Source organism: Mesorhizobium sp. M1A.F.Ca.ET.072.01.1.1, assembly GCF_004023325.1.
Lineage (GTDB): Bacteria > Pseudomonadota > Alphaproteobacteria > Rhizobiales > Rhizobiaceae > Mesorhizobium.
In genome coordinates this window covers 1-23,624 of record NZ_RZSF01000071.1, presented here as the reverse complement: position 1 = coordinate 23,624, position 23,624 = coordinate 1, and the positions used below count along the sequence as shown (strand labels likewise).

The window sequence follows — 23,624 nt, the reverse complement described above, 5'->3', positions numbered from 1 at the left end:
GTCCATGAGATCGACACGCGCCTGCTGAACGCACGGGAAACCGCCGGTCTCATCAAAGGCATGTCGCGCAGTTTCAAGGGCGCGATGACAACGCCTTCCGACATGCGGGCGGAGCCTTGGCTGGCCGTGCCGGCACTCGCCCGGCTTGCCGCCCGCAGGGGCGTCAAGATTGTGGAGAATTGCGCGGCGCGAGCCCTGGAAATCTCGGCCGGGAGGATCAGCGGTGTGTGGACAGAGGCGGGTCACATCGAGACGTCGAGCGTTCTGCTCGCCGGCGGTGCGTGGTCTTCCCTGTTCCTGAGAAGACATGGCGTTTCCATTCCCCAGCTCAGTGTAAGGTCGACCGTCGCGGCAACCGAGGCGATGCCTGAAGTCTATGCAGGAGCCGCGGCAGGAGAGCATATCGCTTTCAGACGCCGACAGGATGGCGGATACACGCTCGCTGCCGGAGGCAGTCATTTGCTTCACCTTGGCCCGGACGCATTCCGGCATGCGAGGAAATACCTTCCCGCGCTCATGGCCAATCCTTTCGGCTCACGCTATTCGCCGGCTGCGCCGGCGGGCTACCCGGATGGCTGGTCGACGCCGCGTCACTGGGGGCCGGATTCGCAAAGTCCTTTCGAAAGAATGCGGGTGCTAAATCCGGCTCCCGAACGTTCTGGTCTGCGTTCCATCGAGCGCAATTTCAGGCGCCTGTTCCCACAGCTCGACGCGGTGCGCCTAAAGGCAAGCTGGGCTGGCATGATCGACGCGATGCCGGATGTCGTTCCCATTGTGGACAAAGTGCAGGCGATAGCTGGCCTTATCGTCGCAACGGGCATGAGCGGTCACGGCTTCGGTATCGGACCCGGAATCGGCCGCGTCGTCGCCGACATGATCCAGGGAAACCAGATCGGGCACGATCTCACCCGCTTTCGCCTGTCGCGCTTTTCTGACGGAAGCGCCATTCGGCCGGGTCCGGCCCTCTAGAGCAGTCACCGACCGGCCAGCCTGTGAGCAGCAAAATTCTTCAGCTGCGCTTCGGCGCCCCTGTTCACTCGCCCAATATCACACCGGAGGCGACAATCTGCGCGGTTCGGGCGGTGAGCTTCTCGCGCTTTACAAGCGTGGGCTTTTTATAGGGCGTTTTCATCTCACCGTTCCGGGCAACCAGGCTGCCTGTGCTGGTCAAGACGGTGAACGCGCTGGCACTGCTTGCGTTCCGCAGGGCGCGTTGGCGGGTTGGAGGTGAGCCCTCTAGTGTGGGCGCGCTCGCTGCACCGGTGGCGCCGCATTTGCCGATATAAAGTCTGCTCCAGTGCCTTGCGGGCCCCGCTTGTAGATCAGCCGAATGACAAGTCCGGCATATCCAATCTGGAGAATAATCATCGCAAGCATAGCGCAGCCAAGCGCCTTCCAGGCGGAGCCGGTTTGCAGCCCGACCCAGATTGCGACCGTGAACGAACTCGCGAACATGCCCACCAGAAATTGCGGAAAATACATCGCCAGTACCCTCGACCCTTAAAGCGCCCGCCGCTCCATCGCGGAGCGGCGGGCCCCCCAAAATACCCCCCGGCTACCGAGGCACAGTCCACCCCGGCATTGCTGACAGTGCAATTGCGATGCCAGACACGGTGGCCCATTACGGGACACCTATGCCGTTGATGCAAGGCGTTGGCGCCGATTAATATTAACCGTGGCTAATATGCAACCCTGGGGGCCGTGAGAGACCAACTTCTGTGAGTTGTGGTCAAGCCGATGGCCGGCTAGCGCCGCTGAGGCGCCACGCGAGATTGCTTCAACCGCGCGCCAGCAGCGCCTCGACTTCCTGGAGCGTCGGCATGGAAGGCGCGGTGCCCGGCCGGGTCACCGAAATGCCTGCGACGGCACAGGCGAAGCGCACCGCCTCCAGCGGCTCGACGCCCTTGGCAAGCGCCGCCGCAAGTCCACCATTGAAGGCGTCGCCCGCCCCCGTGGTTTCGATTACAGGGCCGGCACTGACGGCGCCGACGTGATCGGATCGCTCCCTGGTGTGCAGCAGCGCGCCCTTCTCGCCAAGCGTCACGATCACGGCGCCGACGCCCTTTGCCAGCAGGCTGTCGGCGGCGCGGCGGGCATCGTCGACCGAAGAGACGGCGATGCCGGTCAGCCCCTCGGCCTCGGACTCGTTGGGTGTGACGTAGTCGCAAAGCGCGTAGATGCTGTCCGGCAGGGTGGCGGCCGGCGCCGGGTTAAGAATGGTAGTCACCCCTGCCCCGTGCGCAATTTGCAAGGCTTTCAGCGCCGCGTCGATCGGCTGCTCGAGCTGGGTGACGAAGACGCCCGCCGAGCGGATCAGGTCGGCATGCGCCTCGATGTCAGCGGACGAGATCAGCATCGCAGCACCCGGGCTGACGATGATGGCGTTGTTGCCGCTGCCCTCCTCGACAAAGATATAAGCCGCCCCAGTGTAGCTGTCCGGCGTGTCGATGACCGCGCTCTTGACGCCCGCATCCTTCCACGTCTGCTTGGCCATGTCGGCGAAGGCATCGATGCCGAGCCGGGTCAGGAAGGTGATGTCGGCGCCGAGTTTGCCGGCTGCGACCGCCTGGTTCGAGCCCTTGCCGCCGGGTCCGAGCTTGAACGAATTGCCGAGGATCGTCTCGCCCATGCGCGGCTGGCGGTCGGCGCGATAGGCGGTGTCGGCGACGAAGACACCCAGGATGACGACTGGCTTGCTGGCGGACATCTCCTTACTCCGCATCCGGCGGAATGACGCCCTTGCGGAAGGCAAAGCAGCCATAGAAGCGGCGCTCACCGGTCTGGATGACGCAATACGCCTTCTTGGCCCGCTCGTAGAAGGCGTAGCGCTCGATCGAGATCATCGGCCAGGGTTTGCCCTCAGCCGCGTCGATTTCCTGCTGCACCTCCTTCTGCACCGGCGGGATCTCGTTCGGCTTGCCGACGATCTCCATGCGCGCGGCCGCGTCGTTGACGAAGCTGTCCAGCGGATAGAGCGACAGCACCGCCTTCACCACTTCGGCCGCCGGCGCATCGATGCGCAGCAGCTTGCCGAGCACCGTCTGCTTGGCGACGGAGTCGGATGGGAAATTGGTGTCGGCGATGATCAGGTCGTCGCCGTGCCCCATCGCCCGCAGTGCGTGGAGCACGTCGGCGTTGAGCAGCGGATTGATCCCTTTGAGCATTGGGTTTCCTCGATGTGTGTTTGCGGTCAGAGACGCTTGCCGGTCCCTGCGTCGAAGAGATGGACATGGTCGAGCCGCGGCCTGAGCTTCAGCGTATCGCCAGGCTTGAAGTCGTGACGCTCGCGGAACAGCGCCACCATCTCGCCCTCGCCGAAGCGCACGAACACCAGGGTTTCCGAGCCGGTCGGCTCGACCACCGAAATCGTGGACGCCACACCGTCGGGATGGATCTCCAGATGCTCGGGCCGCACACCATAGACGACGGCCTGGCCGTCCGCCGCGGCGATGCTGGCAGGCATCGGAAAGGCCGAGCCTGCTATGTCGACCTCCGGCTTTTCACCCTTCTTCACCGTGCCCTTCAGCAGGTTCATCGCCGGCGAGCCGATAAAGCCCGCGACGAACAGGTTGGCCGGCCGGTCGAACAGTTGCAGCGGCGCGCCGATCTGCTCGATGCGGCCATCGCGCATCACCACGATCTTGTCGGCCATGGTCATGGCCTCGATCTGGTCGTGTGTGACGTAGATGGTGGTGGTCTTCAGCCGCTGATGCAGTTCCTTGATCTCGGTGCGCATCTGCACGCGCAGCTTGGCATCGAGGTTTGAGAGCGGCTCGTCGAACAGAAACACCTGCGGGTTGCGCACGATCGCGCGGCCCATGGCGACGCGCTGGCGCTGGCCGCCGGAAAGCTGGCGCGGATAGCGCTTGAGATAGGGATTGAGGTCGAGGATGTCGGCCGCACGCTTCACCCGCTCGGCGACGATGGCCGGATCGGTGCCGCGCAGCTTCAGCGCGAAAGCCATGTTCTGCTCCACCGTCTTGTGCGGATAGAGCGCGTAGTTCTGGAACACCATGGCGATGTCGCGCTTGGCCGGCGGCAGGTTGTTGACGATGCGGTCGCCGATCGAAATCGTTCCGCCGGAAACCGTTTCCAGCCCCGCCACCATCCGCAGCAGCGTGGACTTGCCGCAGCCCGAAGGGCCGACCAGGACGACGAACTGACCGTCGGCGATATCGACGCTGACCTCATGTAGAACCTTGACGGTTCCGAAAGCCTTGGCCACATTGGCGATCGCGACTTGAGCCATTGTCTCCCCTATCTTTTTCGGTGAAGCTAGCCATTGCCAACGGCAAGGGCAAGTCGGTATCTTATAGATAAAAAGCCAATCTTGTTGACAAGGTAATCGATTACGCGAATAGTGACGAGTGCCAATCCGAATGTCCCGAAAATCGGATCTCCAGGCGACGCAGGGTGGGGTCCCACGCTGCCCTATGGTATAGGAGAACCGCAGACGTTTCGACGTCGAGAGATTGGCAGAATCAATTCACGACTGAAGTTCTGGGAGGAACCTTGAGATGAGAGTCGATCTTTACGAAAAACTGGTGCGTGCCGGGGCGACCCGCCGCGATTTGCTGAAGGGCGCGGCCAGCATGGCGGCGCTCGCAGCGGCGTCCGGCACCGGGCTTGGCGCGCTGACCAGGCCGGCGGCTGCCGCCGACGACCTGCGCGCGAAAATCCTGCAGATACCCGGCGTCGGCAAAGGCCAGCCGACGGACGCCGACTTCCAGAAAGTCGGTGAGCTATGCCTGGAAGCGACCAAGGCCAACGTCAAGCAAGGTGAGTTCGCCGGTGTCGAGCTCACCTTCATGGGCCTCAACAACCAGAACCTGCACAACGTGCTGTTCCGTGGCTTCCTGAAGCCGTGGGAAGCCTATACCGGCGCCAAGATCAGCTGGATCGACCTCGCCCAAGCCGACTACAACGCCCGTCTGCAGCAGTCGATCGCGACGAAAACTGTCGACTTCGACATCATCGAGATGGGTGCGCCCTTCGAGGGCGACGTCTGCGGCAAGGGCCTCACCTCGGAGATGCCCGACTGGGTCAAGAAGCAGATCGACATGGACGATCTCGTCAATTACCTCAAGCCGCCGGTCGGCACCTGGGACGGCAAGCAGTATCGTGTGACCATCGACGGCGATACGCACAACTTCAACTACCGCACCGACGTATTCTCCGATCCCGACCTCGCCAAGGCTTGGAAGGAGAGCGGCGCGACGACCGAATGGGGCGTGCCCAAGACCTGGCAGGAAGTGCAGGCCGTCACCAAGTTCCTCAAGGGCAAGCAGTTCAAGGGCCAGGACGTCTATGGCTATCTCGACGCGCCCAAGCCCTGGGGCGGCTTCGGTTTCTACTTCCTCGGCAGCCGCGCCTCTGCCTATGCCAAGCACCCCGACGACAAGGCCTGGCTGTTCGATCCGGATACGATGAAGCCGCGCATCAACAACCCGGCTTGGGTGCGGGCCATCCAGGACGTCATCGACGCCCTGCCCTCGGAGCCGCCGGATCAGATCAACGCCGATCCGAACACCACCGGCTTCCAGCAGTTCCTTGCCGGCACGGGGTCGATGATCCCGTGGTGGGGCGATATCGGCTCCAACGTCAAGACCAACGACTCTTCGGTCATCGGCGACGTCACCGGCTTCTCGATCCTGCCGGGCTCGGACGACGTCTACAATTCGAAGACCGGAAAGTGGGACAAGCTGGCCAGCGGCCCGAACTATGCGCCGAACTGCGCCTATCTCGGCTGGGGCGTCTACGTCATGGCCCGCGTCGACAGCGACGAGAAGAAGAAGAAGGCGGCGTGGTCGGCGGCGGCCCATCTCGGCGGCAAGGATCTGTCGCTGTGGTGCGCGGCCTATCCTTCCGGCTTCCAGCCCTACCGCAACTCCCATTTCAACATTCCGGAATGGGTGGCGGCCGGCTATGACGAGGCCTTCATCACCTCCTATCTGAAGTCGGAGGGCGACTCCTACAACCATCCGAACGCCGCGATCGAGCCGCGCATCCCCGGCATCTTCCAGTACTACAGCGCCGCCGAGGATATTCTGGCCAACACCTTCGCCGGCAAGATGAAGGCGCAGGAAGGTGCGGATGCCATCGCCGCCGCCTGGGAGAAGCTGACCGACCAGATCGGCCGCGAGAACCAAATCAAGCTCTACAAAGCCTCGCTCGGCATGTAGGCTGTCCCATGAGAAGTCGCGGCCCGGCGACCTCGTCGCCGGGCCGCATGTTGACCGGCAATGGCCGGTCATTTGACTTCCAGCAATTCCAGGAAAAGCGTGAAGCGGTTTTCCTCCGGAATTGCACCCAAAGCAAGGTAGAGGCGAGAGGCGTGGCTGAGCAGACTTCAACCGCCAATGCATGGCCGGCTAACTCCGCAGCGGCCGATCTGATCCCGCCCGGCCGCAAGCGCCTCGGCTGGGCCCTGATGATCGCCGCGACGCTCGTGCTGCTGGCGACGATCGTCATGCAGATCCTTTACAAGACTGAGGTCGACACGATCGGCTTCTATACCTGGCGTCCGGTAGTCTACGCCTATGTGCTGTGGGGCGTGGCGCTCGGCGCCTGGCAAGTGCTGACGCGCGGCGAGGACGGCCAGCGCGCGCTGTTCCTGCTGCCGGCGCTGCTCTTCACCGTCGCCATGGTGATCTTCCCGACGCTGTTCGGCTTCTATATCGCGCTGACCGACTGGAACCTCAGCTCCTTCGCTGGCCGCAGGTTCAACGGTCTCGACAATTTCTGGCAGATGCTGGCCGACCCCTACTACCGCAACGCGCTCTTCAACATGGTCCTCTATGTGCTGGCGGTGCTGGTCGAATATGTCATCGCCTTCGGACTGGCGCTGCTGCTCAACGCGCAGATCCGCGCCAGAAAATTCTTCCGTGTGGTCTTCCTGCTGCCGCTCATGCTGTCGCCGGTGGCGGTCTCCTGGATGGTTGGCAAGTCGCTGATGGAATACCGGTTCGGACCGGCATCGACGTTGGCGCGCCATTTCGGCTGGGACAATCCCGCCTTCTTCTCCGACCCGATCATCGCGCGCATCTCGATCATGGTGCTCGACGCCTGGACCTTCATTCCGTTCATGATGATCATGCTGCTCGCCGGCCTGCAGGCAATGTCGCGCGAGGTGATCGAGGCGGCGCGCGTCGACGGCGCGACGACATGGCAGACCTTCTGGCAGGTTACCTTCCCGCTGATGCTGCCCGTGTCCGTGACGGCGGTGATCCTGCGCATCATCTTCAAGCTGAAGCTCGCCGACATCATCATTACGGTGACCTCCGGCGGGCCGGGCGGCGCCACCGATTCCGTTTCGAGCTTCATCTACCGCGAATATCGCGACCGTTCGAATGTCGGCTACGGCACCATGCTCGCCATGGTCTATCTGATCATCATCGTCGTGTTCGTCACCTGGCTGCTGAAGCTCGCCAGTCGCTTCGTGCGCAACGTCAACTGAGCGTCCATATGAGCGTCCAGACCACCGAATACACCGTTTCCGATATCCGCTCCCCGGCGGCCTTCCTCGCCAGCCGCGTCTTCATCTATGGCGCGCTGGTGTTCTGGTCCTTCGTCTGCCTTTTCCCGATCTATTGGACGATCACCACTTCGTTCAAGTCGGCGGTCGATGTCACGCAGGGGCACCTCATCCCCTTCGTCGACTTCCAGCCAGACTGGAAGGGCTGGCGCTCACTCGGGCTGTCGCCGGATTCGATCGTCCAGACCTCGACGGTGCGCGACGAGTTCCTGAAACGCTTCATGAACTCGGTCATTACCTCTGTCGGCGCGTCGAGCCTCGCTATCATCATCGGCAGCCTCGCCGCCTATGGCCTGACCCGATACCGCTACAAGTTCGCCTGGTTCAAGAACGAGGACATCTCCTTCTTCTTCCTCTCGCAGCTGATCCTGCCGCCGGTGGTGCTGGCGCTGCCCTTCCTGGTGCTTTACCGCGAAGTGGCCCTGCTCGACACCCGCATCGGCCTTGTGCTCCTCTACACGCTGATGGTGCTGCCGATCGTCATCTGGATCATGCGCGACCAGTTCAACTCCATTCCCGTCGAGCTCGAGGAGGCGGCACTCGTCGACGGCCTGTCGATCTGGGGCGCCTTCTTCCGCATTGTCATGCCGATCGCGCTCCCCGGCATGGTCGCCGCCTTCATCCTGGCGATGGTGCTCTGCTGGAACGAATATTTCTTCGCCGCCCTTCTGACGTCGACGGATGCCAAGACCATCCCAGTTATGGTGGCGAGCCAGACCGGCTCGCAAGGTATCAACTGGTGGTCGATGGCAGCCCTGGCGACAGCAGCCATCACGCCGCTGGCGATCATCGGCATCGCGCTCGAACGCTATCTGATCATGGGCATGACGGCCGGTTCGGTGAAGTAGCCGCCTTCCCCTTCTTGTGGGAGAAGCGAGCTAGGCCCGCAATATCGCCCGCAAATGCTCAAGGATCATCGCCACACCCTTCCAGCCCAGCTCGGCCGAGGCATCCGATGCGCCTTTTGTGTACCAGCCGGTATTGTCCGCGAAATGACCGGCATCCACCGCTTCGGGACATAGCGCCTGCATCAGCGATGTCTCGCCGATGCCGGCATGGTCGAACGGATATTTGCCGGTCATTGTGGCCGGCATCAGCGGGTGCACCTGCACCCAGTTGAAGACGTTCTCGCCCTGGGCATGGCCGGCATAGTAGTCGACCATCGTGTCCGAGCCCCACCAGCCCTCGCCGCGTTCCTTCTCCAGGAAGCGGAAAATCGCCTGCCGGCCGGCGGTCTTGAAGGCGAGATCGGTCGGCATGCCGGCGACGAAATTCTCGGTCTGGTGATGGATGATGGCGTGAATGTTGCGGAAGCCGATGCGCAGCAGGCCATAGAACAATTCCTCCGCAAAGGGCGCCAGCACCGGACCGCCGACCTGCACCGAGCCGCTGCCTTCCGGCGGCGCCACGGCATAACTCGCCGCGCCATAATAGAAGGGCGGCAGGATGACGATGTCCCGCTCCTTCTCGATAAGCTCGAGCGTCTTGATGACGGCCAGCGTGTCCATGCCGACCGCCATGTGCTCGCCATGGTATTCGAGCACGCCGAGCGGCAGCGCGAGCGGCCAGTTCTCCTCGATCGCGTTGCGGATCTGGTGCGGCAGCATCAGTTCGTAGCGCATGTCCCTACTCCATGTTGGTGTGCCGGGCGCGCATCGTCTCCGGCGTTGCGTCGGTGAGCGCCTCGAGTTTCAGCACCATCACCTCGAACACCAGGAAAAGCGCTGCCTCGAACAGCGAGCCCATGGGCAGCACCGAGCTTCTGGCGGCGCCTTGGTCGCTCGCCATGGTCTGGGCCGGAACGAGCAGCGTGAAGTCCGCAAGCTTTGCCGCGCTGCCCGCCGGTTCGGCCGTGAGCAACACCACCTTGGCGCCGGCCTCCCGGGCCACGCGCATCAAGGTGAGAACGGTGGCGGTCTCGCCCGGTCCGGAACTCGCCAGGAAGACATCGCCCTGGCCGAGGGGCGGCGTGGTCATATCGCCGACCACCGAAACCGGCAGGCCGAGATGGAAGAGCCGCATAGCGAAGCCCTTGACCTGCAGCGCTTCGCGGCCGCAGCCATAGACGACGATCTTGCCAGCGCCGGCGAGCATTGCGCAGGCCGCGTCAACCCGACCGTCATCGATGCGCCCCAACACGGCGCCGAGCTCGCCCAGCGCTGTCGCAAACAACTCCGATCCGGCTTGCGTCATGGCTGCTCATCCTGTCTGCCGATGCCTTGATAGGCATGCGGCTTTGCGATCGCGTTCGGCGCGAAACACTTGTTTTCGTTCATGCTATCACCGCGAAAATTCGTGTCCAACGAGCCTCGGCGCTTTTGCTGTGCCACCGGCGTGCTAGTGTCATGTCAGACAAATCAATCCAGGACATCTTGCCGATATGAAGACACGGCATTTCGACCGCATCGGCAATGGCGGCATCACCTTCACCGAGCTTGGTTTCGGCACCGCGCCGCTCGGCAATCTCTACCGCGCCGTCTCGGACGAGGATGCCAATGCCACGCTGCAGGCGGCATGGAAAACCGGCTGCCGCTATTTCGACACTGCTCCGCTCTATGGCCTCGGCCTTTCCGAAACCCGGCTCAACCCCTTCTTGCGCGGCAAGAAACGCGACGACTATGTGCTGTCGAGCAAGGTCGGCCGCCTCATGCGCGTCTCTGCGCCCGACCAGCGAACCGGCATCGGCAAGTTCTTCGAGACGCCCTCGCGCCGGGAAGTCTACGACTACAGCTACGACGGCGTGATGCGTTCCTTCGAGGCCTCGCTGGAGCGTCTCGGCGCCGACCGCATCGACATCCTTTATGTGCACGATGTCGACATCTTCACCCATGGCAGCAAGGAGGCTTCCGACCGGCGCATCGAGGAGTTCATGTCTTCGGGCTATTACGCGCTGCTCGCGCTGCGTGACCAGGGCGTGATCAAGGCTTTCGGAGGCGGTATCAACGAGTGGCAGGTTTGCCAGACGCTCGCCGAGCGCGGTGATTTCGACCTCTTTCTGCTCGCCGGCCGCTACACGCTGCTCGAGCAGGATGCGCTTGCGAGCTTCCTGCCGCTCTGCGAGCAGCGCGGCATCGGCATCGTTCTTGGCGGGCCCTACAATTCCGGCATACTGGCGACAGGGCCGAAGCCCGGCGCCTTCTACAACTACACAGAGGCGCCAAAAGACGTGCTCGATCGCGTGGCACGCATCGAGGCGGTCTGCAAGCGCCATGGCGTGCGACTGATCGAGGCGGCGTTGCAGTTCCCGCTGCGGCACCCTTCCGTGATGTCGGTAATACCCGGCGGCCAACGGCCGGTCGAAGTCGAAAGCAACCGTGCACTGCTCGACGTGAAGATCCCGGCAGCATTGTGGGCGGATCTCAAGCAAGAAGGCCTGATGCGCGCCGACGCGCCTACCGGCTGATGCCACACATATGCCCCTGGCGCGGGTCACAAAAAGGAAGAGCCGGGCAAGCCCGGCTCATCTGATCTTAAAAAGAAAAGGTCCTAGTTGACCGCGTCCTTGAGGCCCTTGCCGGCCGAGAACTTCGGCACGGTGCGCGCCGGAATCTTCACTTCCGCGCCGGTCTGCGGGTTGCGGCCGGTCGAAGCAGCACGTTTTGACACGGTGAAATTTCCGAAGCCGACAAGCCGGACATCGCCGCCCTTCTTCAGTTCGCCAGTGATCACAGAGAACACCGCATCGACGGCGGACTGCGCATCAGCCTTCGAAATGCTTGCGGAGTCGGCGACGGCGGACACCAGTTCGTTCTTGTTCATAAAAATTCCCTTCCATGAGAAAACCGGAAACTACGACTCATCCGGCAGGAAACGGACTTTAGAAAGAAGCGTTCCGGAACCCAAGCCGAAAACCGCAGAATTCCGGGCTTTTTTCCACTTTTTCGGAGATTTTTCACATGAAAAAGCCGGGCTGAAAGCCCGGCTCTCTCTTTGTGCATTGCAACCTTAGAAGAAACTAATGCGCAAGCGACTTGCCGGCGTCGTCGCCGGCGTCCGCGCCGGCCGGCGGATTGACCGGCTCGACCCATTCGATCGGCTCCGGCATCCTGACCAGCGCGTGCCTCAGCACCTCGCCGACCCGCGACACCGGAATGATCTCCATGTTGTTCTTCACATTGTCCGGGATCTCCGCCAGGTCCTTGGCATTGTCTTCCGGGATCAGCACCTTCTTGATGCCGCCGCGCAGCGCGGCAAGCAGCTTCTCCTTCAGGCCGCCGATCGGCAGCACCCTGCCCCGCAGCGTCACCTCGCCGGTCATTGCCACATCGGCGCGGACCGGAATGCCCGTGAGCACGGACACGATCGCCGTCACCATCGCCACACCCGCCGACGGGCCGTCCTTGGGCGTCGCGCCCTCCGGCACGTGGACGTGGATGTCGCGCTTGTCGAACAGCGGCGGCTCGATGCCGAAATCGATGGCCCGCGAGCGGACGTAAGAGGCCGCCGCAGAGATCGATTCCTTCATCACGTCGCGCAGGTTGCCGGTCACCGTCATGCGTCCCTTGCCGGGCATCATGACGCCTTCGACGGTGAGCAGCTCGCCGCCGACCTCCGTCCAGGCAAGACCCGTGACGACGCCGACCTGATCGTCGGCCTCGACCTGACCGAAGCGGAAGCGCGGCACGCCGAGATAATCGGCGAGGTTGTCGGCCGTGATCTTCACCGTCTTCTTCTTCGTCTTCAGGATCTCGGTCACCGCCTTGCGCCCGAGCTTCATCAGCTCGCGCTCGAGGCTTCTGACGCCCGCTTCACGGGTGTAGGTCTGGATGATGCCGCGGATCGCGTCCTCGCCGACCGAGAACTCGTTCGGCTGCAGCGCGTGATCGCGGATCACCTTCGGCATCAGGTGCCGCTTGGCGATCTCGATCTTCTCGTCCTCGGTGTAGCCGGCGATGCGGATGATCTCCATGCGGTCCATCAGGGGCGCAGGGATGTTCAGCGTGTTCGCCGTCGTCACGAACATCACGCTCGACAGGTCGTATTCGACTTCGAGGTAATGGTCCATGAACGTCGAGTTCTGCTCCGGATCGAGCACCTCGAGCAGGGCCGACGACGGATCGCCGCGGAAGTCCTGGCCCATCTTGTCGATTTCGTCGAGCAGGAAGAGGGGGTTGGACTTCTTGGCCTTCTTCATCGACTGGATGACCTTGCCGGGCATCGAGCCGATATAGGTCCGCCTGTGACCGCGGATCTCGGCCTCGTCGCGCACGCCGCCGAGCGCCATTCGGATGAACTCACGCCCCGTGGCCTTGGCAATCGACTTGCCGAGCGAGGTTTTGCCGACGCCGGGCGGGCCGACGAGGCACAGGATCGGACCCTTGATCTTCTTCTGACGGCTCTGCACGGCGAGATACTCGACGATGCGCTCCTTGACCTTGTCGAGGCCGAAGTGATCGGCGTCGAGCACGTCCTGGGCGTAGCCGAGATCCTGCTTGACCTTGGAGTTCTTGCCCCACGGGATCGACAGCAGCCAGTCGAGATAGTTGCGCACAACCGTCGATTCAGCCGACATCGGCGACATCGACCGCAGCTTCTTCAACTCGGCTTCCGCCTTCTCGCGGGCTTCCTTGGAAAGCTTGGTCTTCTTGATGCGCGCCTCGATCTCGGCAGCCTCGTCGCGGCCGTCCTCGCCCTCGCCGAGCTCCTTCTGGATCGCCTTCATCTGCTCGTTGAGGTAGTACTCGCGCTGCGTCTTCTCCATCTGGCGCTTGACTCTGCTGCGGATGCGCTTCTCCACCTGCAGCACGGAAATCTCGGCTTCCATGAAGCCCATCGCCTTCTCGAGACGCTCCTTGACGGAAAGCGTGGCGAGCATCTCCTGCTTCTCGGGGATCTTGATGGCCAGGTGCGAGGCAACCGTGTCGGCGAGCTTGGAATAGTCGTCGATCTGACTGGCGGCACCTACCACTTCGGGCGAAATCTTCTTGTTCAGCTTGACGTAGTTTTCGAAGTCGGTGACGACCGAGCGGGCCAGCGCCTCGATTTCGACCTCTTCCTCCTCCGGCTCGACCAACGCGGTGGCGCGGGCCTCGTGGAAGTCGGCACGATCGGTGAACGAGACGATCTTGGCGCGCGAGGCGCCCTCGACCAGCACCTTCACGGTGCCATCGGGAAGCTTCAGGAGCTGCAGCACATTGGCGAGCGTGCCGATGTCGAAAATTGCATCGGGCTCAGGATCATCGTCGGCTGCGTTCATCTGGGTGGCAAGCAGGATCTGCTTTTCCTGACCCATCACTTCTTCCAGCGCCTTGATCGACTTTTCACGCCCGACAAAGAGCGGGACGATCATGTGCGGGAACACGACGATGTCGCGCAGTGGGAGGACTGCAAACACGCCGTCGCTGGAAGCCCTGGATATTTTGGCCATTGTCCAACCTTTCATGTCGCGGCCGCTAATTGAGCCAACCGCGAATCTTATATTAACGACCGAGCGTCGTTCCGCCTACCACCGTTTGTGACGGGAATTTTACAGCGCAGAATTCTGGCCCTCGGCCTTCCGCTGTTAGGTGGATGCGGGCGGTGCAAAGATCAAGGGTTAGCATGCTTTGATCAGCCACTCCATCACCTACAGGTAAGCCCCTCACAGCAAAACGGCGCCACACGGGCGCCGTTCCATGAAAATTTGCCGGATCAGTGCCATTTCAGGCGCTGACATTGCCCTTCTTTTCCTTCTGCTCGGAATAGATGTAAAGCGGCCGGGCGTTACCCGAGACCACCTCTTCCGAGATCACCACCTCACGCACGCCTTCCAGCGCCGGAAGCTCGAACATCGTGTCGAGCAGGATCGCTTCCATGATGGAACGCAGGCCGCGCGCGCCGGTCTTGCGCTCGATGGCGCGCTTGGCGATCGCCGACAGCGCGTTCTCGTGGAAGGTGAGATCCACATTCTCCATCTCGAACAGCCGCTGATACTGCTTGACCAGCGCGTTTTTCGGTTCCGTCAGGATCTGGATCAGCGCCGGCTCGTCGAGGTCCTCGAGCGTCGCCAGAACCGGCAGACGGCCGACGAATTCCGGGATCAGGCCGAATTTCAAAAGATCCTCGGGCTCGACTTGGCGGAACAGGTCGCCGGTGCGGCGATCCTCGGGCGACGCCACGGTTGCGCCGAAGCCGATCGAGGTCTTGCGGCCGCGATCCGAGATGATCTTGTCCAGTCCGGCAAAGGCGCCGCCGCAGATGAACAGGATGTTGGCGGTGTCGACCTGCAGGAATTCCTGCTGCGGGTGCTTGCGGCCGCCCTGCGGCGGCACGGAGGCCACCGTGCCTTCCATGATCTTCAACAGCGCTTGCTGAACGCCCTCGCCCGAGACGTCGCGGGTGATCGACGGGTTGTCCGACTTGCGCGAGATCTTGTCGATCTCATCGATATAGACGATGCCGCGCTGGGCACGTTCGACATTGTAGTCGGCCGACTGCAGGAGCTTCAGGATGATGTTCTCGACGTCCTCGCCGACGTAACCGGCTTCGGTCAGCGTCGTGGCGTCGGCCATGGTGAACGGCACGTCGATGATGCGGGCGAGCGTCTGGGCGAGCAGCGTCTTGCCGCAGCCGGTCGGGCCGATCAGCAGGATGTTCGACTTTGCCAATTCGACGTCGTTGTTCTTGCCGGCATGCGCGAGGCGCTTGTAGTGGTTGTGGACGGCCACCGACAGCACCCGCTTGGCGTAGGGCTGGCCGATGACATAGTCGTCGAGAACCTTGAGGATCTCCTGCGGGGTCGGCACGCCCTCGCGCGACTTCACCATCGAGGTTTTGTTCTCCTCGCGGATGATGTCCATGCACAGTTCGACGCATTCGTCGCAGATGAAGACGGTCGGACCGGCGATCAGCTTGCGCACTTCGTGCTGGCTTTTGCCGCAAAACGAGCAATAGAGCGTGTTCTTTGAATCGCCGCCGTTGTTGCTAACTTTGCTCATTTTTCTGTCCTTTCACCGCCTGCCAGCCGATGGTCTGGCCGCATTGGCGTCTCACCAATCTATCGCAGGAATCCGCCGGCGCCAGTGCCCCGGCTCACACAGCGCATTCCATCCGAAACACAATCAGAAAACGCGACAATGATTCGCAGCAACCCCATGCAAAGCTAAGCCGTCGAAAATCAACATAGCCTTAACGTAGGCAATCCCGAACCTTGAGGGAACAGGCAATTGTGGCCGAAATGCCGCAAGCCGCGCCAAAAGCGCGTTATCCCGCCATTCAGCCGCCAATCAGAGCCTATGCGGCGGGGGTTTCGCCAAGTTCGCGCGTCGTGATGACCTTGTCGATCAGACCAAACTCCTTGGCCTCGTCGGCGGTCATGAAATGGTCGCGGTCGAGCGTCCGCTCGATCTCGTCATAGCTCTTGCCGGTGTGCTTGACATAGACCTCGTTCAAGCGGCGCTTCAGCTTGATGATGTCCTGCGCATGACGTTCGATGTCCGACGCCTGGCCCTGGAAGCCACCGGACGGCTGATGGACCATGACACGGGCGTTCGGCGTGGCAAACCGCATATCCTTGTGGCCGGCGCAAAGCAGCAACGAGCCCATCGAGGCTGCCTGGCCGATGCAGAGCGTCGATACCGCCGGCTTGATGAACTGCATGGTGTCGTAGATCGCCATGCCCGATGTCACCACACCGCCCGGCGAGTTGATGTACAGGTTGATTTCCTTCTTGGGGTTCTCCGCCTCGAGGAACAAAAGCTGTGCACAAACCAGCGTCGCCATCCCGTCCTCGACCGGGCCGGTGATGAAGATGATGCGTTCCTTCAACAGGCGGGAGAAGATGTCGTAGGCACGCTCGCCGCGATTGGTCTGCTCGACCACCATCGGAACGAGGTTCATGTAGGTTTCGACGGGGTTCTTCATGGACTACCCTTGTTGGATGGATTCCGGCGCCGTAGACCTGAGCAATCGGGCGGAATCGGTTCTGGATCGTTGAATCCTAAATAGGATGCCGGCTCACCCTAGCGCAAGGCCGCCCCTCCTAGCCATCTGGTTAAGTCGAAGCAAGCGGCTCGGCCCAAGGAAATGCTGCGGGTTGCGCCGGAGATGGCCCTTTGCCCGAAATGCGAGGGCGCTACCCGGCCGCCACGGTAGCAGTTTCTTAACCGCGCTGCTTAACGACAAGCCGTGAAATCCCCGTCCATGGCGGACCTTCCGATACGCTCCCGCGTTGAACCGGCGTCCTTTCTCAACGGGGAAACGTCATGTTCAGCCAGAGTTCCTTTTGCACAACTTCCTTTTGCAAGAGCTGCTTTTGCAAGAGCTCCCTTCGCAAGGGTGCCGCATCGCTCGCCTCGACCAGCCTCGCAATGCTTGCGGCCGTGTCGCAGGCCGCGGCCGGCGGCCGCACGCTCGAATGCTACGAGCCGGTGCATCGGCCGGCGATCTACGACACGGTCTATGAAGACGTGATGGTGAGCCCCGGCGGCCAGCTCGTCCACTATGACGCGCCGATCTACGGCACGACCGAGAGCATCGAACAGATCGCCACGCCTCGCATCGGCTATGAAGTCGTACCGGCCGTGACGCGCACCGTCTATCACACGGTCAAGGTGGATGACGGCGGCTATGCCTGGGAATGGCGGGTCATCCACGGCCGCAAGGTGCTGTGCAAGGTGTGGCGTGAGGCGCGCTACGCGCGGGTTGCCAAAACGGTCATCGTCGAGCCGGAGCGCGTCCGGCGCGTCGTCCTTACGGCCGAATACGAAGGCGTCGCCCGCGAGGTGCTGGTGCGGCCAGGAGAGCGGCGCATCACGGAAATCGCGCCCTCATACCGGAGGGTAGCGCGGCGGGTGGTGGTGCGGGAAGGCTCGACCGACTGGCGGCGGGTGCATATCCCGCGGCACTGCGTGGACTAGCCGGAAAATCACGCAGGGGTGTTTCCGACCGGGGCGGCATGGCGAGCCCGGCCGGAAAGCCGGCTTAGGCCAGGTCGACGTCGAGGATCGCCATCGAGAAATTATAGTCGCCGTCGTCCTCGTCCTTGAAGACGATGCCGAGGAATTCGTCACCGACATAGACCTCGGCAGAGTCTTCCTTGCGCGGGCGCGCCTTCACCTGCAGCTTGGGATTCTGGAAGACGCGCTTGAAGTAGGCGTCCAGCTTTCTGATTTCGTCTGGCTTCAAAAGTCTTCTCCGAATGCGGCTGTTCGTTGGAACGCGCTTCTGACACGCCGACGATGGCGATGTAAAGGCAAGCCGGCAGCATTACAACCGAGCCTTGAGTGGCGACCGGACTCCGGCCACTGGCGATGACCGCAGAATCAGATGTCGAAGCTGACGACGTGGTCCATCGTCTGCGAGGGCAGGAGCTGGTCCATCTGTCGCGAGGGCTGGTCGCAGCCGGTCTCTCCGACGACACGCGCCGGCACGCCGGCAACCGTCTTGTTATGCGGCACGGGCGAAAGCACCACCGAACCGGCCGCGATCTTCGAGCAATGGCCGATCTCTATGTTGCCGAGTATCTTGGCGCCGGCGCCGATCAGCACGCCGCGGCGGATCTTCGGATGGCGGTCGCCGCTGGCCTTGCCGGTGCCGCCCAGGGTCACGCCGTGCAGGATCGAGACGTCGTCCTCAATGACGGCGGTCTGGCCGACCACCAGGCCGGTGGCGTGATCGAGGAAAATGCCCTTGCCGATGCGGGCGGCCGGGTTGATGTCTGTCTGGAACACCGAGGACGAGCGGCTCTGCAGGTAGAGCGCGAAGTCTCTACGGCCCTGGTTCCACAGCCAGTGCGCCAAACGGTGCGTCTGGATGGCATGAAAACCCTTGAAATAGAGTACCGGCATGATGAAGCGGTCGCAGGCTGGATCACGGTCGTAATAGGCCTGGATGTCGACGCGAACCGTCGTGCTCCACTCCGGATCGTCGGCAAGCATGGCCTTGAAGGTCTGCCGGATGAGATCGGAGCCGATATCCTGATGCGCCAGGCGCTCGGCCAGGCGGTGAATAACCGCTTCTTCCAGGCTCTCCTGATTGAGGATGGTGGAATAGAGGAAAGCAGCCAGCAACGGATCGCGGTTTACCGCTTCCATCGCCTCATCCCTGATCGCGCGCCAGATCGGGTCGACCGGCTGCACCATGCTGGGGCGGGCTATCGTAACGCTGTTCATCGACGGTCTCCGGCCTGCTCATTCATCCGGCGGCACATATAGGCCAGATCATAACACGGTTGAACTCAATTTTCCTTAGTGCTTTGTCAAATGGACTTGGTTCACCGAGATTCAAGCGGCGATGGAAAACGAACCCTTGATCGACGATGCGCTGAAAAGCGAGCTTGCCGCGCTCTATCAGAGCGCGGATCGCCACTACCACGGCTTGCCTCACATCGAAGCAATGCTGGCGTTGGCAGCCGAACACCGGCACCTTCTTGACGATCCAGAAGCAGTCGAAGCGGCGATCTGGTTCCATGATGCGGTCTATGACAGCCGCGCCAAGGACAACGAGGCAAAGAGCGCCGTGCTGGCAGAAAGGAAGCTCTCCGGCCGCACCGACCCGGCCCGGCTTGCCCGGATTCTGGCCATGATCAGCGCCACCGCCACGCACCAGTTGCCGCCGCTCGAAGATGAGGATGCCGCAAGCGATGCCGCCCTTTTCCTCGACATGGACCTCGCGATCCTCGGTGCCGACCCGAACCGCTTCGACGCTTACGAGAAGGCGGTCCGGCGCGAATATGGCTGGGTCGAGGAACCGATCTGGCGCGCCGGCCGCGCGGCTGTCCTGACGAGCTTCCTGGCCCGTCCGCATATTTTCAACACACAATGGTTTCGCGATCGGTTCGAGGCGCGGGCCAGGGAAAATCTGGTCCGATCGCTGCAGGTCCTGCAAGACCAGTCTCAACAGACCTGATCGCCACGCGGAACGTGAACGCCTCTGGGATGACCGACACCATGGAAAACAACTTCTTCCAACCCGTCGACGCCGCCCAGGTGCCGCGATTTGCCGGGCTTTCCACCTTCATGCGGCTGCCGGCGGTGCCGAACGCGAAGGGGCTCGATATTGCCCTTGTCGGGATTCCTTGGGATGGCGGCACGACCAATCGGGCCGGCGCCCGCCACGGTCCACGCGAAATCAGGAACCAGTCGAGCCTGATGCGCCGCGTCCACCACGTGTCGGGAACCGAGCCGTTCAGCATTGCCAATGTCGCCGATGTGGGAGATCTCTCGGTCAATCCGATCAACTTGCTCGACGGATTGAAGCGCATCGAGGACGGCATTGCCGCCATCGTTGCTGACGGCGCTCTTCCTTTGGCCGCCGGCGGCGATCATCTGACGACCTTGCCGGTGCTGCGCGCCATCGCCCGCAAGGAACCCGTCGGCATGATCCACTTCGACGCGCATTCCGACACGAACGACCGCTACTTCGGCGAGAATCCCTATACACACGGGACGCCCTTTCGCCGCGCGATCGAGGAAGGGCTGCTCGACCCGAAGCGGGTTATTCAGATCGGAATTCGAGGCTCGATCTATGAGCCGGGCGAACACGACTGGGCGACCGCTCAGGGCGTGCGCATCGTATATATGGAAGAGTTCGTCAAACGCGGCACCGCTTCCGTCATGCAGGAAGCACGCGATCTTGTCGGCGACAGCCTCACTTACGTGACCTTCGACATCGATTGCATCGATCCGTCGATGGCCCCTGGCACCGGCACGCCGGAGCTCGGCGGCTTCACCACCCGCGAGGTGCAGGAGCTGGTTCGATTGCTCGACGGATTGAATTTCGCCGGAGCCGATGTCGTCGAGGTCGCGCCTCCTTTTGATATTGGCGGCATGACGGCGCTTGCGGGAGCGACCATGATGTTCGAGCTGCTTTGCGTCATGGCGAAATCCATCGCCGACAGGAGAACGCGCGGCTAAAGCATTCTCCCCGACGTGCTTTCAGTTTCGGGACGAGGACATCGCGTAGGTCAAAAGCAGGTCGCGTTTTGCGCAACCCGCTTTAGACGCGTCGTCGCCCGTAGCGGACGGTATGGGTCAGAGCGGATTTTCGGCGTAGAACTCCAGCACGCGCTGCTTGAAGCTCTTGTCGCCGACGGCGAGCATGTGGTCGCGGCCCTCGATGCGAAAAGCCTCTGCGTGGGGCATCAGCGCGGCAAGCTCGTCAGGCGAGCCGGCGATGTCGTCCTTGGTCCCGACGGCAATCAGGGTCGGCTGGGCGATCCGCGCGACATCGTCCTCGCTCATTGACGCGCGTGAGCCGACGATGCAGACGGCCAGCGCCCGGCGGTCGCTGCGCGTCTGGTCGGCGAAGGCGCGAAACGAGCGGCCGCGCGCATGGCTGATCGTACCGGCATCCTCGGCCAGAAGCGCATCGGCGATTGGATCCCAGTCGCCGACGCCGTCGACAAGACCGATGCCGAGGCCGCCGAACACCAGCGTCGCCACCTTGTCCGGATTGGACAACGCCATGAAGGCGGATACCCGCGCGCCCATCGAATAGCCCATGACATGGGCGTGCTCGATGCCGAGGTGATCGAGCAGCGCGGCCGCGTCCGCGGCCATCTTAACCGGCGTGTAGTCGGCCTCCTGGTAGCTCTTCGTCGAAGAACCGTGGCCGCGATTGTCGAGGGCGATGGCGCGGTACCCCGCGTCGTTCAGCGTCTTGAACCAGCCCGGCGAGACCCAATTGACGTAGTGGCTGGAGGCGAAGCCGTGGATCATCAGCACCGGATCGCCCTGCCCGGACGCCGGCGGGCGGTCGAGGTAAGCGAGTTCGAAGCCGTCGTGGGAAAAATATTGCATCTGGCGCAGCCGCGGTCAGTTGGAGCCGGCGCCCGAGGTCTTATTGATCGCTGGGTGACGCAGGAGATCGCCGTCCTTCAGACCGTCCTTGGCGGCCGTTCCCGCCTTCAGCTCAAGCACGAAGCTTACCGGCTGTCCGGGCGAGATGATCGCCTCCGATTCCGGTTCGCCACGCTTGACGGCCTTGATCCTGCCGTCCTGGCCGATAAAGACCAGGTCGAGCGGCATCGGTGTATTCTTCATCCAGAAATTCACCTCAGCGGGCCGCTCGAACACGAACAGCATGCCGTGATCGTCGGCCATGTCCTTGCGGTACATCAGCCCGGCCTCGCGTTCTTCCGAGCTGTCGGCTATCTCGATTGAGAAGGAATGCTTGCCGGAGCCGGTGATCGCGACGAGCCGCGTCGGATCGGCAGGCAGCATCATCGCCTGACCGTCCGCCGAACTCGGTCTCAAGGCGCTGAAAATGGCGGCCAGAGCGATGGCGGCGCAAAGCGCGCCTGCGGTCAGCCAGTTGCGATGAGCCATGTGATACCTCGTCCAGGCCCTGTCCTAGACCATGATCCGAGCGAGTGGAACTGGTTTTTGGACAGGAACGGCCTTGCACCGGGCAGGGCATCCCGATCGTATCGAGAGAGCCCGATGCATGTCGCCCAAAACTGCCAAGCGGTTTTGGCGAACCTGCATCAAGCAAAAAATAAAGTGCGTCGGGCCGCGCTTTAATGCGAGACCGGCAAGGTGCCCATATCGGGGTGTATTTCGGCGGCCATAAGGCCTTTGTCGCCGCGTCCGAAACGGACCAGAACGACCTGGCCGGGCCTCAGCTCGGTAATGCCGTAGCGGCGCAGCGTCTCCATATGGACGAAGATGTCCTCGGTGCCCTCGCCCCGGGTCAGGAAGCCGAAGCCTTTGGTGCGGTTGAACCACTTCACCAGCGCCCGCTCGAGCCCGCTCTCGGCAGTCACGGTGACATGCGTGCGCTGCTCCTGCTCGGCCGGATGCACCGCTGTCGAGGCGTCCATGGAAAGAACCCGGAACGCCTGCAGGCCACGCTCGCCCTGCTTGACGAGACAGACGACGCGCGCGCCTTCCAGCGCGGTCTGAAAGCCATCTCTTCGAAGACATGTCACATGGAGGAGAATATCACCCGAGACGCCGTCGTCCGGAAGAATGAAGCCGTAGCCCTTGGCCACGTCGAACCATTTGATAGCGCCGGCGATTTCGACAAGCCCGGCGGAGTCGCCGCCACTGTCTCGCGTCAAGGCGTCGTCAAGGCTTCCGTCCCGCCTCGTAAAAGAGGCTTTTTCCCCCATAAGAACGCCCCCTTTTCCAACTGCAACCGCTAGTGATTCTTGCCATCAGATTAACACTGCGGCTTCCGGGGTGTGCAAGACCTGACGTGCCTTTTTTCACCGTTGAGCACCGGAAAGCCTCAATTGTTGTTTACCGGCGCGGCCTGAAGCGCAAAGGGGCGGCTGAAATCGATCCCTCCATCGGTTTTGTCGGACGATTGCCCTTTGGCGGAGCGGCTCCTATGGTGCGCCGCAAACGTAACGCCGCGAGGAATCCGATATGCGCTATCTTCACACAATGGTCCGCGTCGCCGACATCGATCAATCGCTCGATTTCTACTGTAACAAGCTCGGCCTCAAGGAAGTGCGTCGCTACGAGAACGAGCAGGGACGCTACACGCTGATCTTCCTCGCCGCGCCCGATGACGAGCAAAGCGGCATTGCAGAGAAGGCGCCGCTGGTCGAGCTGACCTACAATTGGGATCCGGAGGAGTACAAAGGCGGCCGCAACTTCGGCCACCTCGCCTATGAGGTCGACGACATCTACGCCACCTGCCAGAAGCTGATGGACAATGGCGTGACCATCAACCGGCCGCCGCGCGACGGCAACATGGCCTTCATCCGCTCGCCGGACGGCATCTCCATCGAGCTGCTGCAGAAAGGCCCGGCCAAGGCAAAGGCGGAGCCATGGGCCTCGATGTCGAATACGGGAAGCTGGTAGGCGCCTGCCCCTCCCGGGGATTTGACCGGCCGGTCTATGGCGTTTTGCCGGATCGCGCCTATCTAAGCGCTTGTGGCGCCAGCCAGATCAGGCTGGCGCTTTTCTTGATCCGCCGGGAGAATTTCATGCCGACCAGCCGCGCCGACGTCGCCACTGAAAACGCCAGCCGCTATCTGCAGCAGCTCTGCAAGCACTGGGCGCACAAGTTCCCGGTCGAATTCGACCCGCATCACGGCGCCATCCAGCTCTCGCTCGGCCGCACCGTGATGGATGCAGACGACAAGGCTCTCCACATCGCGGTCGCCGCTGACGACGCCGCCTCGCTCGAGCGGCTGGAAACCGTGGTCGCCGACCGCATC

The 23,624-nt window shown here is 62.4% G+C and carries 25 protein-coding genes; 10 read left to right on the top strand and 15 right to left on the bottom strand.

Annotation, left to right across the window (positions count from 1 at the left end; all coding sequences use genetic code 11):
• Window positions 1-969: FAD-binding oxidoreductase (locus EOA32_RS13025; RefSeq protein WP_145971291.1), on the top strand; the 969-nt coding region annotated here is incomplete at its 5' end.
• Between the two features lie 267 nt (window positions 970-1,236).
• Here EOA32_RS13025 and EOA32_RS13020 read toward each other — a convergent pair.
• From EOA32_RS13020 to ugpC, 4 genes are all read right to left on the bottom strand, one after another.
• Entirely contained in the window at window positions 1,237-1,482 is a 246-nt protein-coding gene (locus tag EOA32_RS13020; protein WP_066998823.1) for a hypothetical protein, read from the bottom strand.
• A gap of 295 nt (window positions 1,483-1,777) precedes the next feature.
• A complete protein-coding gene (rbsK, locus tag EOA32_RS13015; RefSeq protein WP_066998826.1) occupies window positions 1,778-2,707 on the bottom strand; it encodes a ribokinase in 930 nt (309 codons plus the stop codon).
• 4 nt (window positions 2,708-2,711) lie between these two features.
• Window positions 2,712-3,164 carry an RbsD/FucU family protein gene (locus EOA32_RS13010; RefSeq protein ID WP_128371964.1) on the bottom strand — a complete coding sequence of 151 codons (453 nt, stop codon included), beginning with the start codon at window positions 3,162-3,164 and terminating at the stop codon, window positions 2,712-2,714.
• Window positions 3,165-3,190: 26 nt separating this feature from the next.
• On the bottom strand, window positions 3,191-4,249 hold the full coding sequence (gene ugpC / locus EOA32_RS13005) for a sn-glycerol-3-phosphate ABC transporter ATP-binding protein UgpC (RefSeq protein ID WP_095779579.1): 1,059 nt from the start codon (window positions 4,247-4,249) through the stop codon (window positions 3,191-3,193).
• 268 nt (window positions 4,250-4,517) lie between these two features.
• Between ugpC and EOA32_RS13000 the strand changes: the two genes are divergently transcribed.
• From EOA32_RS13000 to EOA32_RS12990, 3 genes are all read left to right on the top strand, one after another.
• Complete coding sequence (locus tag EOA32_RS13000) at window positions 4,518-6,182, top strand: sugar ABC transporter substrate-binding protein (protein WP_067328234.1); 1,665 nt, start codon at window positions 4,518-4,520, stop codon at window positions 6,180-6,182.
• Between the two features lie 152 nt (window positions 6,183-6,334).
• Complete coding sequence (locus EOA32_RS12995; protein ID WP_128371963.1) at window positions 6,335-7,456, top strand: sugar ABC transporter permease; 1,122 nt, start codon at window positions 6,335-6,337, stop codon at window positions 7,454-7,456.
• A gap of 8 nt (window positions 7,457-7,464) precedes the next feature.
• Entirely contained in the window at window positions 7,465-8,382 is a 918-nt protein-coding gene (locus EOA32_RS12990; RefSeq protein WP_066998838.1) for a carbohydrate ABC transporter permease, read from the top strand.
• A 30-nt stretch (window positions 8,383-8,412) separates the two neighbouring features.
• Here EOA32_RS12990 and EOA32_RS12985 read toward each other — a convergent pair whose 3' ends face one another.
• Together EOA32_RS12985 and hxlB are read right to left on the bottom strand one after the other, a co-directional pair.
• The gene (locus tag EOA32_RS12985) at window positions 8,413-9,156 is read right to left on the bottom strand and encodes a creatininase family protein (RefSeq protein WP_128371962.1); all 744 of its coding nucleotides are present in this window, start codon (window positions 9,154-9,156) and stop codon (window positions 8,413-8,415) included.
• A gap of 4 nt (window positions 9,157-9,160) precedes the next feature.
• Window positions 9,161-9,727, bottom strand: a complete 567-nt coding sequence (gene hxlB, locus EOA32_RS12980; RefSeq protein ID WP_128371961.1) for a 6-phospho-3-hexuloisomerase — start codon at window positions 9,725-9,727, stop codon at window positions 9,161-9,163.
• A gap of 187 nt (window positions 9,728-9,914) precedes the next feature.
• On the opposite strand from hxlB, the gene EOA32_RS12975 reads away from it, so the two are divergent.
• A complete protein-coding gene (locus EOA32_RS12975) occupies window positions 9,915-10,937 on the top strand; it encodes an aldo/keto reductase (RefSeq protein ID WP_128371960.1) in 1,023 nt (340 codons plus the stop codon).
• Window positions 10,938-11,020: 83 nt separating this feature from the next.
• On the opposite strand, the gene hupB is transcribed toward EOA32_RS12975, so the two are convergent.
• From hupB to clpP, 4 genes are all read right to left on the bottom strand, one after another.
• Window positions 11,021-11,293, bottom strand: a complete 273-nt coding sequence (gene hupB, locus EOA32_RS12970; protein WP_027166452.1) for a DNA-binding protein HupB — start codon at window positions 11,291-11,293, stop codon at window positions 11,021-11,023.
• A 196-nt stretch (window positions 11,294-11,489) separates the two neighbouring features.
• Window positions 11,490-13,901, bottom strand: coding sequence for an endopeptidase La (gene lon / locus EOA32_RS12965; protein ID WP_095829398.1), 2,412 nt, complete (start codon window positions 13,899-13,901; stop codon window positions 11,490-11,492).
• A gap of 274 nt (window positions 13,902-14,175) precedes the next feature.
• Window positions 14,176-15,450: an ATP-dependent Clp protease ATP-binding subunit ClpX gene (clpX, locus tag EOA32_RS12960; RefSeq protein ID WP_059185169.1), complete on the bottom strand. Its 1,275-nt coding sequence runs from the start codon at window positions 15,448-15,450 to the stop codon at window positions 14,176-14,178.
• A 295-nt stretch (window positions 15,451-15,745) separates the two neighbouring features.
• The gene (gene clpP / locus EOA32_RS12955) at window positions 15,746-16,375 is read right to left on the bottom strand and encodes an ATP-dependent Clp endopeptidase proteolytic subunit ClpP (RefSeq protein ID WP_066998854.1); all 630 of its coding nucleotides are present in this window, start codon (window positions 16,373-16,375) and stop codon (window positions 15,746-15,748) included.
• 446 nt (window positions 16,376-16,821) lie between these two features.
• Here clpP and EOA32_RS12950 point away from each other — a divergent pair, with 446 nt between their 5' ends.
• Window positions 16,822-17,370, top strand: a complete 549-nt coding sequence (locus tag EOA32_RS12950) for a hypothetical protein (protein ID WP_128371959.1) — start codon at window positions 16,822-16,824, stop codon at window positions 17,368-17,370.
• 64 nt (window positions 17,371-17,434) lie between these two features.
• Here EOA32_RS12950 and EOA32_RS12945 read toward each other — a convergent pair whose 3' ends face one another.
• Window positions 17,435-17,638 (bottom strand): DUF3126 family protein, encoded by a 204-nt coding sequence (locus EOA32_RS12945; RefSeq protein WP_040969488.1) that lies wholly within the window; start codon window positions 17,636-17,638, stop codon window positions 17,435-17,437.
• A gap of 137 nt (window positions 17,639-17,775) precedes the next feature.
• Complete coding sequence (gene cysE / locus EOA32_RS12940; protein WP_067328223.1) at window positions 17,776-18,624, bottom strand: serine O-acetyltransferase; 849 nt, start codon at window positions 18,622-18,624, stop codon at window positions 17,776-17,778.
• A 121-nt stretch (window positions 18,625-18,745) separates the two neighbouring features.
• On the opposite strand from cysE, the gene EOA32_RS12935 reads away from it, so the two are divergent.
• Window positions 18,746-19,360 (top strand): hypothetical protein, encoded by a 615-nt coding sequence (locus EOA32_RS12935; RefSeq protein WP_128371958.1) that lies wholly within the window; start codon window positions 18,746-18,748, stop codon window positions 19,358-19,360.
• A 41-nt stretch (window positions 19,361-19,401) separates the two neighbouring features.
• Window positions 19,402-20,367: an agmatinase gene (speB, locus tag EOA32_RS12930; protein ID WP_095780896.1), complete on the top strand. Its 966-nt coding sequence runs from the start codon at window positions 19,402-19,404 to the stop codon at window positions 20,365-20,367.
• Between the two features lie 117 nt (window positions 20,368-20,484).
• Here speB and EOA32_RS12925 read toward each other — a convergent pair whose 3' ends face one another.
• The 3 genes from EOA32_RS12925 to EOA32_RS12915 form a co-directional block, all read right to left on the bottom strand.
• The gene (locus EOA32_RS12925; RefSeq protein WP_095780652.1) at window positions 20,485-21,252 is read right to left on the bottom strand and encodes an alpha/beta fold hydrolase; all 768 of its coding nucleotides are present in this window, start codon (window positions 21,250-21,252) and stop codon (window positions 20,485-20,487) included.
• Between the two features lie 15 nt (window positions 21,253-21,267).
• Window positions 21,268-21,780 carry a DUF192 domain-containing protein gene (locus tag EOA32_RS12920; protein WP_128371957.1) on the bottom strand — a complete coding sequence of 171 codons (513 nt, stop codon included), beginning with the start codon at window positions 21,778-21,780 and terminating at the stop codon, window positions 21,268-21,270.
• Between the two features lie 191 nt (window positions 21,781-21,971).
• Window positions 21,972-22,565, bottom strand: a complete 594-nt coding sequence (locus tag EOA32_RS12915; protein ID WP_066998870.1) for a cold-shock protein — start codon at window positions 22,563-22,565, stop codon at window positions 21,972-21,974.
• 259 nt (window positions 22,566-22,824) lie between these two features.
• On the opposite strand from EOA32_RS12915, the gene gloA reads away from it, so the two are divergent.
• Both gloA and EOA32_RS12905 read left to right on the top strand, forming a co-directional pair.
• The gene (gene gloA, locus EOA32_RS12910) at window positions 22,825-23,265 is read left to right on the top strand and encodes a lactoylglutathione lyase (RefSeq protein ID WP_066998873.1); all 441 of its coding nucleotides are present in this window, start codon (window positions 22,825-22,827) and stop codon (window positions 23,263-23,265) included.
• A 125-nt stretch (window positions 23,266-23,390) separates the two neighbouring features.
• A partial coding sequence (locus EOA32_RS12905; protein WP_128371965.1) for a DUF2218 domain-containing protein occupies window positions 23,391-23,624 on the top strand: 234 nt, incomplete at its 3' end.